General features: G+C 59.5%; 10 protein-coding genes and 1 pseudogene. 8 read left to right on the top strand and 3 right to left on the bottom strand.

Annotation, left to right across the window (positions count from 1 at the left end; genetic code table 11):
- Positions 1-65: 65 nt before the first annotated feature.
- The 4 genes from ftsA (at position 66) to CAY53_RS01380 (ending at position 5,382) form a co-directional block, all read left to right on the top strand.
- Positions 66-1,358 carry a cell division protein FtsA gene (ftsA, locus tag CAY53_RS01395; protein ID WP_104935625.1) on the top strand — a complete coding sequence of 431 codons (1,293 nt, stop codon included), beginning with the start codon at positions 66-68 and terminating at the stop codon, positions 1,356-1,358.
- Between the two features lie 151 nt (positions 1,359-1,509).
- A complete protein-coding gene (gene ftsZ, locus CAY53_RS01390) occupies positions 1,510-2,739 on the top strand; it encodes a cell division protein FtsZ (RefSeq protein WP_104935624.1) in 1,230 nt (409 codons plus the stop codon).
- Positions 2,740-2,827: 88 nt separating this feature from the next.
- Positions 2,828-4,333 carry a sensor histidine kinase gene (locus CAY53_RS01385; RefSeq protein WP_245874833.1) on the top strand — a complete coding sequence of 502 codons (1,506 nt, stop codon included), beginning with the start codon at positions 2,828-2,830 and terminating at the stop codon, positions 4,331-4,333.
- 95 nt (positions 4,334-4,428) lie between these two features.
- Complete coding sequence (locus CAY53_RS01380) at positions 4,429-5,382, top strand: D-alanine--D-alanine ligase family protein (RefSeq protein WP_104935622.1); 954 nt, start codon at positions 4,429-4,431, stop codon at positions 5,380-5,382.
- 207 nt (positions 5,383-5,589) lie between these two features.
- Here CAY53_RS01380 and gdhA read toward each other — a convergent pair whose 3' ends face one another.
- Positions 5,590-6,942, bottom strand: coding sequence for an NADP-specific glutamate dehydrogenase (gene gdhA, locus CAY53_RS01375; protein WP_104935621.1), 1,353 nt, complete (start codon positions 6,940-6,942; stop codon positions 5,590-5,592).
- A gap of 239 nt (positions 6,943-7,181) precedes the next feature.
- Here gdhA and CAY53_RS01370 point away from each other — a divergent pair, with 239 nt between their 5' ends.
- A complete protein-coding gene (locus tag CAY53_RS01370; protein ID WP_104935620.1) occupies positions 7,182-9,320 on the top strand; it encodes an LTA synthase family protein in 2,139 nt (712 codons plus the stop codon).
- A 43-nt stretch (positions 9,321-9,363) separates the two neighbouring features.
- On the opposite strand, the gene CAY53_RS01365 is transcribed toward CAY53_RS01370, so the two are convergent.
- Positions 9,364-9,633 carry a hypothetical protein gene (locus tag CAY53_RS01365; protein WP_104935619.1) on the bottom strand — a complete coding sequence of 90 codons (270 nt, stop codon included), beginning with the start codon at positions 9,631-9,633 and terminating at the stop codon, positions 9,364-9,366.
- Positions 9,634-9,718: 85 nt separating this feature from the next.
- On the opposite strand from CAY53_RS01365, the gene CAY53_RS01360 reads away from it, so the two are divergent.
- The 3 genes from CAY53_RS01360 to tnpA all read left to right on the top strand — a co-directional run bounded on the left by CAY53_RS01360 (position 9,719) and on the right by tnpA (position 11,860).
- Positions 9,719-11,080, top strand: a complete 1,362-nt coding sequence (locus tag CAY53_RS01360; protein WP_219842696.1) for a transposase — start codon at positions 9,719-9,721, stop codon at positions 11,078-11,080.
- A gap of 72 nt (positions 11,081-11,152) precedes the next feature.
- On the top strand, positions 11,153-11,404 hold the full coding sequence (locus tag CAY53_RS12395) for a hypothetical protein (protein ID WP_146106359.1): 252 nt from the start codon (positions 11,153-11,155) through the stop codon (positions 11,402-11,404).
- Positions 11,405-11,416: 12 nt separating this feature from the next.
- Positions 11,417-11,860 carry an IS200/IS605 family transposase gene (tnpA, locus tag CAY53_RS01355; protein WP_104935618.1) on the top strand — a complete coding sequence of 148 codons (444 nt, stop codon included), beginning with the start codon at positions 11,417-11,419 and terminating at the stop codon, positions 11,858-11,860.
- 384 nt (positions 11,861-12,244) lie between these two features.
- On the opposite strand, the pseudogene CAY53_RS13305 reads toward tnpA, so the two are convergent.
- Positions 12,245-12,373 (bottom strand): annotated as a pseudogene (locus CAY53_RS13305) (IS4 family transposase); the annotation flags it as partial.
- Positions 12,374-12,389: the final 16 nt, after the last annotated feature.

The following is a 12,389-nucleotide window of genomic DNA, read 5'->3' as shown; positions in this document are numbered from 1 at the left end:
CGGGTGCGGAACGGGTTCCGGATTGCCCTGCTGTGGCAGGAGAATACGAATTGACAGGGTATATAATGAATGAATCATGGATGACGGAGCGGGAACAGTCTGCCGGCGGAGGCTTGGAAGAAAGACGGGTGCAGATTGACGCACGCGAAGACCGGGAACCCGGCCTTCTGGTAGCCGGTCTGGATATCGGCTCCACCAAAATCTGCGCCATGATCGGCGAAGTATTTCCTGATCGGGTGGACATCATCGGCGTGGGCACCAGCCAGTCTTCCGGCATGCGCAAGGGGGTGGTGGTCAATATTCAGTCCACGGTCGAGGCCGTCAGGACGGCGGTGAAAAAGGCCTCCGACATGGCTGGCTGCGACATCAATCAGGTCTATGTGGGCATTGCCGGCAGCCATATCAAGAGTTTCGATTCCCCGGGCATCATTGCCATCAACAATCAGGAAGTCCGGCAGAAGGATATCGAGGCTGTCGTGCAGGCGGCGCAGACCGTCAAGATTTCCGACAACCAGCAGATCATCCACGTGCTCCCGCAGGAGTTCATGGTGGATGACCACACCGGCATCCAGAGTCCCCTGGGCATGACCGGCGTGCGGCTGGTCACCAATGTACGTATTGTCACCGCCGACATGACGGCCCTGCACAACCTGATTGCCTGCTGCAGTCAGGCCGGCCTCAACGTGGTCGAGGTGGTGCTGGAATCGGTGGCAGCGGCCGACGCGGTGCTGACACCCGAGGAAAAGGATCAGGGCGTCGGTCTTATCGACATCGGTGGCGGCACCACGGATCTGGCCGTGTTCAGCAATGGGACCATCAAGTACTCCTGGGAGCTGGCGCTGGGCGGCAACAACCTGACCAATGACCTCTCCGTGGGCTTGCGTACCCCCTTGCAGGAAGCCGAGGAGCTGAAGTATCTCTATGGCGGCGCCCTGTCGTCCATCATCAAGGAAAACCAGATGATTGACGTGCCGACTGTGGGCGAACGCAAGAACCGCAAGGTCTCCCAGAAAAGTCTGGTCGGCATTCTGGAGGCCCGGATGGAGGAAATCTTCCAGTTGGTGGACAAGAATATTGCCACCGCCGGCGTCCGCAATCGCATCAAGGCCGGCCTGGTGCTGACCGGCGGCACCGCGCTTTTGCCCAACGTGGTCGAGTTGGCGGAGCAGGTCTTCGACATGCCGGTGCGCATAGGCTACCCCAGCAATGTGGGCGGTCTTCTGGAGCAGATCAATACGCCGCGCACGACCACTGCAGTTGGTCTGGTGCTTTTTGGCAGCCATTCCAAGAAGTTCGCCGCCCAGGAGCAGGGCGGGATCTTCAGCAGATTCAAACGCTGGCTGCGGGGCATGATCTGAACTTTTGCCATTTGGAGATCCCGTGAAACAATCAAAACACGAACATACGCCGGAAAGGCAGTTGGGGTGGGATATGGACAAGTCGAGCTATTTGCGGGCCGGGGCAGAAACCGGGCAGAATACGGATACTCCACACGAGGACCAGGCATCTATGGACATAAGGACTGAGTATGGGCGGGGGGAAGTCATCAATGATGACATCGTCATCAAGGTGATCGGCGTGGGCGGCGGCGGCGGCAACGTCATCAACACCATGGTGGCCAACGAACTGACCGGCGTGGAGTTCATCGCGGCCAACACGGATATGCAGGCCCTGAACATGTCGCTCGCCCCGAGGAGGCTGCAGTTGGGCTCTGGCGTGACCAAGGGCCTGGGGGCCGGCGCCGATCCGGATCGCGGTCGTGAAGCGGCGCAGGAGAGCTATGAAGAGCTCTTGGGCATACTGGACGGCGCCAACATGGTGTTCATTACCGCAGGTCTGGGCGGCGGCACGGGTACAGGCGCACTGCCTGTCATCGCCAGGGCCTGCAAGGAAGTGGGCGCACTGACCGTGGCCGTGGTCAGCAAGCCCTTCTGCTTTGAGGGCAAAAAACGCATGAAAAACGCGGAGGCCGGCTGGGAGGCCCTGCGCGAGCATGCCGATACCATCATTACCGTGCCGAACGACCGCCTGCTCACCATGATGAACAAGAATTCCACCATGAGCGAGATGCTGGAAAAGGTGGACCACGTGCTCCTGGATGCGGTACGCGGCATTACCGATGTCATCAAGGTGCACGGCCAGATCAACCTGGACTTTGAAGACCTGCGCACCGTCATGCGTGAAGTCGGTCCGGCCATCATGGGCACGGGTGTGGCCTCCGGTGAGAATCGCGCCGTGGAGGCGGCTAGGACCGCCATCGACAACCAGCTGCTGGAGGACGTGGGCATTGACGGCGCCAGGGGCGTGCTGGTCAACGTTTCCGCTGCCCGGGAGACCCTGACCCTGACCGAATGGCAGGAAGCCATGGCCCTGATTCAGGAAAAGGCCCATGAAGATGCCAACATCATTCTGGGCGTGATTTACGACGAGTCTCTGGGCGAGGAAATGCGGGTCACGGTCATTGCCACCGGCATCAGCAGCCGTGAAGAGGTTGAAACTCCGGTACGCTCTCCCAGGCATCCGGTGATTCGCCTGGGCAGTCGCCGGACCACTTTTGACGATCCGCCCGCGCGGACCAATACGGGCAGCTCCTTTGGCTTTGGCAATGAAAGCCCGGCCCGGCCCAATCCCCTGCCGACCGGCCTGACGCCGATGCCGGCGACCAGCTTCGACGATGACGGCGTGGACGAGGACGAGCTGGAGAAAATCCCAACCTATGTGCGCCGGAACGCCAACTGAGTATCCTGTAATCCGAGATGGTCTGCAAAAGAACCGGGGCAAGTTTCCACCTTGCTCCGGTTTTTGCGTACCCGATCAGGGACCTGCCATGCCGGAGCATAGTCTGCGCAGTCTGTTTCGCCTGCTGAGGGCAAAGGTCACGGACAAGAGTCTGTTGCCCTTTGCCCTGGTGAACTATTTTGCCTTCACCTCCTTTGCCGTCATTCTGGCGGCTGCCTTTGTGCTGTCCTGGCTGATCGCGGACAATGCCCGCAGCACCCTGATCAGGCGCAGCGAGGCCTATTCCCAGCTCTTTGCCGACAATCTGAACCGGCAGGTCTTTGTCCAGTTCGTTTTGCCGACTGTGGTCCGCTATGGCCATATCGCCATTTCCAACCAGAACCAGTACGAGAATCTGGACGAGATCGTCAAGAACCTGACCCGCGGCATGAACATCAAGGAGGTCACGATTTACGATTCAGTGGACAATATCGTGGCCTATTCCACCGTGCAGCCGCTCATGGGCCAGCGGGGGCTGGGTGGCCTGGAGTACAGCAAGGCGGCGCTGGGTGAAGAAAATTCTGTCGTGATCTCCAGCGGTTCCCTGCTGAGCCTGCTGCCGGGCAGCGAGGCCATTTTCTGCACCGTGAAGACCTATGTGCCGTTCCGCCCCGAAACCCGGCAGGCCCGGCAGACGGACGATGTCATAGGCGTGATCGAGGTGGAGCAGGACATTTCGGAGGACATGCGCGCCATCATCGTGCTGCAGGGCAAGGTCATCTTGCTGTCCCTGGCCATCATGTCTTTGCTCTTTGCCATCCTGAGCATGATCGTCGTCCGCGCCAACCGCATTATGGCGCGCCGGGCAGAGGAGCGCATTCGCCTGGAAGAGGAACTGAACGAGGCGCAGCGCCTGGCTGCTCTGGGCAAAATGGTGGCCTCGGTTTCCCACGAGATCAAGAATCCCCTGGGCATCGTGCGGTCGACCGCAGAGGTGCTGTCCGGCCGTATCGGCAAGCTGGCGCCGGGCAGCGAGCGGCTGGCCGGCATCATTGTGGAGGAAACCACCCGCCTGGACCGGATTGTCCGGGACTTCCTCGATTTCGCCCGACCGCGTACCTCTGCCCTGACGCCAGGGCAGTTGCAGGAACCGGCGGAGCGTGTCCTGGCCTTTCTGCATGCCGAGCTGGAGCAGGCAGGCATTGAGGTGGAAACGCATTTCGCCCCTGACCTGCCTGCTGTGCTCATGGACAGTGCCCATATGTATCAGATGGTTTTCAACATGGTGTACAATGCCATGCAGGCCATGAGGGGCGGCGGCCGCCTGCGGCTGGAAACCGGGTTCGCGCCGGGCGGCCGGGCGGTCAGGCTGGCCATCGTCGATACGGGTTGCGGCATTGCTCCTGAGGACCTGAAACAGATTTTCACCCCCTTCTTCACCAGCAAAACCCGCGGTACCGGACTGGGGCTGGCGATTGCCCGCAGCATTGTGGAAAAGCATGGCGGCCGGATAGAGGTGAGCAGCCTCGTGGGCGCTGGCAGCAATTTCACCATTGTTCTGCCGGTGCCGACGGAGTCCGGCCCGCAGGAACACAGGAAAACCGCGACCTCCTGAGGCGTGGATGGCGATCCTGCCGCTTGCGCCTCTTCTGTCCGCATGTCCCGGAAGCGGCAACCTGTGTCTGATTCATATTCCCCAAGGAGCACATGATGGCAAAGATTCGTTTGGCCCTGATCGCAGGCGGCATGTCCGATGAGCGGGAGGTTTCCCTCAGGGGCGCGGCAGGCGTGGCGGCCGCGCTGAGTTCCGAAAAATACGAGATCAGCCGTTATGATCCGGCAAGCGATCTGGCCAGACTGGCCAGGGATGCGGGCGATCTGGACTGCGCCTTTCTGGTGCTGCACGGCCGCTACGGCGAAGACGGCGCCATTCAGGGCTTTCTCGATCTTCTGGGGCTGCCCTACCAGGGTTCGGGGGTGCTGGGCAGCGCCTCGGCCATGAACAAGCATCGCGCCAAGACGCTGTACAGGGCGGCAGGTCTGCCGGTCGCGCCGTGGCGCATGGCAGAGCCCGCGGACGCCCGCCAGCCGGAGCGACTGGCCCGTGAGCTGCTTTTGCCCTGCGTGGTCAAGCCGGTGAGCCAGGGCTCGTCCATCGGCATGTCCATTGTGCATACCCAGGACGAACTCGGCCCGGCCCTGGCGCTGGCCTTTCGGCATGACGCCCAGGTCATGGTGGAGGAATATGTCCGGGGCCGCGAGTTGACCGTGTCGGTTATGGGCGGGGAGGAGGATTTGCGTGCCTTGCCGGTGATCGAGATCATCCCGGACAGCCGCTACGCCTTCTTCAACTACGAGGCCAAGTACAGGCAGGGCGCGACCCGCGAGGTCTGTCCGGCGGAGATCGAAGCCAGCATCCGCGACCAGGCCCAGGCCTACGCAGTGGCCGCGCATCGCTGCCTGGGCCTGTCCGACTACAGCCGCACCGACATGATCATGGCCCCTGACGGCCGCCTGTATCTGCTGGAAACCAACACCATTCCCGGCATGACCCCGACCAGCCTGCTGCCCCAGGCGGCGGCCAAGGCCGGTTATGCCTTCCCGGAGCTTTTGGACAAGCTGATTGAACTGGCGCTCGCCAGGCGGGAGCAGAAAAAGGCCTGAGCCCTGCCGGTTCAAGGCCAAGGCCTACAGGCCCTTGTCCGGAATCCTCCGGAACGTGGGCTGCAAAAACCAGGTTCGGGTTGTGGTGGAGCGCGCTGTGCGCCCAGGCAGCGGAGGCCGGTTGGCCTGAGCTGGGCTGTCTTGCAAAAGAGGCCGTCCAGCTTGAGCTGAACGGCCTCCTGTCTGCGCTTTGCGGCGGCTGTCGCTTCAGCACACGCCCAGGGCCAGCATGGCGTCGGCGACCTTGCGGAAACCGGCGATATTCGCGCCCACCACCAGATTGCCCGGTGCGCCCATATCGGCGGCGGTACCCGCGGCATTCTGGTAGATATTCTGCATGATGGCCCGCAGCCTGGCGTCCACGTCCTCGAAAGTCCAGCTCTGCATGCTGGCGTTCTGCTCCATTTCCAGTTGGCTCGTGGCCACACCGCCCGCATTGGCGGCCTTGGCCGGCGCATAGGCAATGCCCGCCTGGAGGAAGGTATTGGTCGCCTCCAGGGTGGAGGGCATGTTCGCCCCCTCGGTCACGCACTTGCAGCCGTTCTTCAACAGCGCCTGGGCATCGGCCCCGTTCAGCTCGTTCTGGGTGGCGCAGGGGAAGGCCGCGAAGCAGGGCACGTCCCATACCGCGTTGCGTCCCTTCGGGTAGTCGGCAAGCGGCGTGTATTTTGCGGTTGACACCAGCTCCTCATAGCGCATGAGCGAGGCGCGCTCCACTTCCTTCACCTGCTTCAGCACATCCACCTTGATGCCCGTGGGGTCATAGATCATGCCCCGGGAGTCGGAGATGGTGACCGGCTTCGCGCCCACCTGGATCAGCTTTTCGCAGCAGTAGGTGGCCACATTGCCGGCGCCCGAGACGGCACAGGTCTTGCCCTCCAGGCCTTCCTTGCGTGCGGCCAGCATGCTCTGGGTCAAATAGACCACGCCATAACCCGTGGCCTCGGTGCGGGCCAGCGAGCCGCCGAAGAGCGGGTTCTTGCCGGTCAATACCCCCTCGTACCTGCGGGTCAGCTTCTTGTACTGGCCGAAGAGATAGCCGATCTCACGGCCGCCGACCCCGATATCCCCGGCCGGCACGTCGATGGTCGCGCCGATGTGGCGGAACAGCTCGTTCATGAAGGCCTGGCAGAAGCGCATGATTTCGTTTTCCGTCTTGCCCTTGGGATCAAAATCGGAGCCGCCCTTGCCACCGCCAATGGGCAGGCCGGTCAGGGAATTCTTGAAGATCTGCTCGAAGCCGAGAAATTTCAGAATGCCCAGATTGACGCTGGGGTGCAGGCGCAGACCGCCCTTGTAGGGGCCGATGACGGAATTGTACTGGACCCGGTAGCCGCGGTTGGTCTGGACCTCGCCTTTGTCGTCCACCCAGTCCACACGGAATGAGATGATGCGCTCCGGTTCGGTGATGCGCTCGAGGATCTTGTATTTTTCGTAGTCCTTTTTTCTGTCCAGAGCCGGCTGGATGCTGGTAAGCACCTCTTTCACCGCCTGCAGGAACACGGGCTGATGGGGGTAGCGATCGCCGAGGCTGGTCAACACTCTTTCAACGTACGACATGCTTTGTCTCCTTGGAGGAACGGTTTGTGTAAAGTCGCGGGGCCCAACTTTTATTGTGCTTGACATTGCGGCGCAACATTTTTTTCATGAAGGCACGGCCATTCTGTTTGGCCGGACTGTGCCCCCCAATTTGCGAACCGGGCGGTTTGACTGGCAAAATTGCACAGGCGCCCGTCCGGACTTTTTGTTGCAGGGGATCTCTGCTCCTGTTTCCGCCTCTTCAACCCCAAGGTGACGCTTTGCAACGAACTCTTGCCCTGCTGTTTCTGGGTCTGGCCGCCTTTGCGCCGGCGGGCCTTCGCCTGGCCACCCAGCCGGATCAGGGGGCCGGGATCTGCTCCGACCTGAGCCTGGGGCTGGCTTTTTTTGCCCTGGCCTGGGCCAGTCCCTGGCTGCTGCGCTTTCCGCTGGCCCTGCTTTGGGGGCTTTTCCAGGCGGGCTCGCAGGAGCTGTTTTTCTCACTCCAGCGCTATCCGGTCTGGCAGGATCTGCACTATCTGATCGATGCGGACTTTGTCAGGAACACCACAGACGGTTTCAAATTCTCGGAACCCGTGTTCGTCCTGGTGCAGTTGGGCTCCGTGCTCCTGGCGCTGCTCGTCCCCCTGAAGCGGCTGCGTCTCTGGCGCGCACTCCTCCTGGTCGCCCTGGCGCTGGGGCTGGGACTGCCCGGTCATGACCAGCTTGCCCAGCGTTTCGACAGCCAGAGTGTCGCCGCCCGCTACAATCCCCTGCACTGGTTTGTCCTGGATCTGGTCAACAACAGGCCCTGGATCAGGGTGGAATACAGTGCGGCCGAGCTGCCCCAGGGGCTGCGGCAGGCCGACGTGCAGGGCAGGCCGCTTTTTGCCGGGCGGGGTGCGGCCAGGAATGTGCTCATCATTGTGATGGAGGGCATTCCCGGCCTGTATCACCCTGAAATCAGGAACAGCATGGGCGTGGCTGCTGCGGATGCGCCCATCACCATGGAGCAGCTTGCGGCCAGCGCCCCAGATGCCATGCTGATCCCGGATTTCACCGTCCACAGTCATCAGACCATTCGCGGACTGTACGCCATCCTCTGCGGCGATTTCAGCAAGTTTTCCTGGGACACGCCCAAGGCCTTTGAATTGCAGGCCGTTCCGGAGCGGGCCCGGGACTGCCTGCCCGCGCAGATGCGGGCGCACGGCTGGTCAACCCACTACCTGCAGGCCGCGGGGCTGGGCTTTATGGCCAAGGACCGCGTCATGGCGCTGACGGGCTTTGAGCAGGTGCACGGCGTGGAATGGTTCAAAAAGGAGGCCAATCCATTTCCCTTTGAGTGGGGCAAGGTGGACAGCGCCTTTTTTGCCGGGGCGCGGCGCTATATCCAGGGACTGCGCAGGGCCGGCAAACCCTGGATGCTGACGCTGCTGACCGTGGGCACGCACCAGCCCTATGCCGTGCCGGATGAAGTCGCGGCAAAATATCCGAACCGCAAGGCCGCGGCCGTGGCGCTGCTGGACGAGGCGGTTGGGCGCTTTCTGGCGCAGCTCAAACAGGACGGTGTGCTCAGGGACACGCTGGTGATCGTGACCTCCGACGAATCCCACGGCGCCGAATTGGCCGGCTGGGTCAGTTCCTGGGGAATGGGCATGGTGCTTGCACCCGATGGCGGCGGCAGGCAGCTTCCGCGCATCAAAAAAGGCGGTTATGGTCTGGTGGACATGAGCGTCTCGGTGCTGGACTACTTTGAGCTGCCCGTGCCGCTGAGCGTCCTGGGCCGCAGCTTTTTCCGCGATTACGACAGCCCCCGGGAGATGCTCTCCTACACGACCTCGGTGCTCCGGCGGCACACGGCCGGCAATCAGCGCATCGAGTGCATGGATGACGGCAGGTGCAAAGGCGGCGAAGCCCCGAGCATCCTGGGCGATCCGCCGGAAACGATGCGCCGCCTGCCGCGCAGGCAGGGCCGCGAGCTGCAGGCCATTGCCCGCACTCTGGATAGAACGCTCAAGGTCACGGGCGCAGCGGAACGGGTGCTGAAGTTTGGCGATGGCCAGCGGCGCAAATTGTCCCAGGTGGTGGGCAACGACTGGAGTGACAACCTGGTGGGCGCACAGTACCTGGATTTCCCGGCCAATTCGGATGTCGAGGTGCGTATGCGCCTGAAGTTGCTGCAGGCGCCCAGGGAGGGCGTGCAGTTCAAGCTGCTGGTCAAGGAGTGGGAGAAGGACCAGACGGATATTCCCCTGCCCGCATTGCCGCTGCTGCACAGGGGGGAAAGCCTGGAACGGTCCTTTTCCTTTCACAACAAAAAGGAACGCCAGAGTTTTTCCTTTTACCTCCTGGGCAGCGGCCCGGGTGCGGTGCTGCAGCTTGACCAGTTTGACGTGATCATCAGGGACGCCGGCCCCTGAAGCGCTGTCACGCAGGCGGCTGCATGGCGGAACCTGTGGAGCGTCAAAAAACGGGAGGCCCGGTGCATACGGACTTCCCGTTTTTTTGTGCCGCACCGTTCGGAATCAGGGCCGCCTGCCGGCAGGGCGGCGGCCCGCCGGAACCATGCCGGGAAAACCGGGCTTGCCAGAGGCCGATGATGTTCCACCAGACCATGCCGACCTGGCATGCGGCGCGGGCAATGACGAATTCTGGGGCACGGGTCCGGGGCAGACGGACGACCAGGCGGCTGAAGGACGGCGCACGGATCATGATCTGCTGTTTGTATCTCACTGTGCACGTGGTAAAAGGCCGTTGAAAAAGTCTTCAGGCAAGGCATAATGGTGCACAGGCGATCAAATTGTGTCGAGGAGGCAGCATGAGTCCTGGCCGGAGGCAGGCAGAGCAGAAGAGCATGTGGCTGATCTATGATCAGCTGCCCCAGAGTCAGGGGCATGTCTTTTACGAGCGGCTGCAGAAGCTCCTGCATGAGGAAGCATTTGACGCCTTCCTCGAAAAGCTCTGTGCGCCCTTCTACGCCGAAAAACCCGGCCGCAAATTCATCCCGCCGGGCCGTTATTTCCGCATGCTTTTGATCGGCTACTTCGAGGGGGTAGATTCCGAGCGCGGCATTTGCTGGCGCTGTGCCGATTCCCTTTCTCTGCGCGAATTCCTCGGGCTCGGCCCCACCGAATTCGTGCCTGACCACTCCTCTTTGTGCCGTATTCGTCAGCGTCTGCCGCTGGAAGTCCATCACGAAATGTTTGTCTTTGTGCTCAAGATTTTGCAACAGGCCCGCCTGCTTGAAGGCAAATATCTTGGCATCGACGCTTCTAGCATGGAGGCCAATGCCGCCATGAAGAGCATTGTCCGCCGTGATACAGGCGAGACGTATCAGGAAATGCTTGAACGCCTGGCTGAAGAGAGCGGCATCAGGACGCCGACCAGGGCGGAATTGATCGCCTTTGACCGCAAGCGCCAGGGCAGAAAGACCTCCAACAAGGACTGGCAATCGAGCACCGATGAGGATGCGCGCATAGCCAAACTCAAGGATGGCCGTACGCATATGGCGTACAAGCCCGAGCATGTGGTTGACTTGGAATCCGGGGCCATTGTTTCGGCTGTGGTGCATCCTGCGGATCGGGGCGACACGACAACACTTGCCACCACACTCGAGGATGCCCAGGCCAAGCTGTGCGCGGTCAGGGACAAAGAAGACGCGCCCGGCATTGACGAGCCCTTTGCTCTGGTGGCGGACAAGGGCTATCACAGCCGGAAAGTGCTGAAGGATTTGCCGGATGCCTGCACAAGCCGGATCAGTGAACCGGCGCACAAGGGGCGGTTGCGCTGGCATGGGGATACGGCGGCCCGGGATGCGGTGTACGGGAACCGTGGCCGGCTGAAATCCGAAAAGGGCAAGGCGCTTTTGCGGGCGCGGGGCGAGCGGGTGGAGCGCAGCTTTGCCCACTGCCTTGACCGGGGCGGCATGCGGCGGGTGCATCTTTGCGGGCTGGCCAATGTGGAGAAGCGTTACATTATTCATGTTGCGGGGTTCAATTTGGGTATCCTGCTACGGGCCTTGTTTGGTTTTGGCAGCCCCAGGGGTTGGGCCGATGCCCCTGCGGCACTGCTTTTTGCCCGAATCGGCAACCTGAGCCTGCTCATATTGGTCATTTGGCTGCCGAATACGGCTGATGCTCCGGATTGTGCCATGATGGTCATTTCGAGATGGCACAACTGACACGCAGGGGCACAATCGCCCTCTTTGTGTCCTCTTCGAAAAATCAACCTTTCTTCAAAGGGATGATAAGTCATGAAGAATGAAATTGTTACAAACATAGATGCTCCAGAAAAACTGGAAAGACTTTATCGGCGGGATAAATTCCAATTTGAGGATTGGTTAGTTGAAGCAATTAAGATGTTTCCGGATTCAGAAACTTTAAGAGTTTGGCATGCAAGAGTTAATTATATACCTTCCCCATCAGGGAGAAGAGAGAACAAAGGTTTAATGTCTCTTTCTGGGAATGGGAGAAAATCCCTCGCCTTGAGGCGAAGACTTCAGTAGGTTTGCGATACTATGGATGACTATGCGTATCGCAAAGGCTCGCATTCAATTTATTCCCTCAAGGTCCATATTGTATGGATTACCAAGTATCGCAAACCGGTTCTCTTTGGAGACGTGGCCGTGCGTTTACAGGATCTGATACGAGAAATATGCCGATCCATGGATATAGATATTTTGAAAGGGCACGTCTCCAAAGATCATGTACATCTGTTTGTTTCGCTTCCTCCACAGATTTCTGTGAGTAAATTGGTTGGCCGCATAAAAGGGAAAACCTCACGCAAGCTGCTTGCAGAAAACCGACGTTTGTCCGGGCAATTTTGGGGCCGTCATCTGTGGGGTCGCGGATATTTTGCCGCCAGTTCAGGCAATGTCACAGACGATGTCATCATGCAATATATTGCAGAGCAGGACTTGGAGGAGCGAGCCCACGATGACGATTTTACCCTGGCTCCGTAAGCCGCCTTGCAGGCGGCAATGGTTCGAAGCTACCGCCTTTAGGCGGTAGAGAATTCACTTTTTACTCATCTTATCGTTATACTTATTGCATATTTCAAATATATTAAAACTGAGAGCAGGATAACTGAAATTATGACTAAATCAATAGTAAGTTTTTTACCAGTTTATATTATTTGGTCTTTATTTGTTATTACAATTTTGCCGTTAATTTTCAATTTTAAATAAAAAAATGGGTTCTTCTCACAAAACGGTGCGTAAAAAGATCTGAACAAACTAAAAAGCATGAGTTCTTTTGGATAGATAGAGGGCGATCAGTCAACAATCTATCTAGAGAGGAACCCATGCTTGTAGAACGGATAATCAAACAGACACACTGCTGTCCCACTAAATTTGGAATAGCGATAACTGGTTGTTATGTAATGGTATTTTTTGTTTTTCCGGACAAAAAAGTTCGTCTAAATCCCGCCGTTCAAACAAATTGAGCTGAACAAGCCGTAAAATCTGCAGGATAGATTGCCCCAGGCGACTG

It is taken from the genome of Desulfobulbus oralis (assembly GCF_002952055.1).
Classification (GTDB): domain Bacteria; phylum Desulfobacterota; class Desulfobulbia; order Desulfobulbales; family Desulfobulbaceae; genus Desulfobulbus; species Desulfobulbus oralis.
Note: the sequence above shows the minus strand (reverse complement) of the source record. Positions and strands in the feature narration are given on the sequence as shown.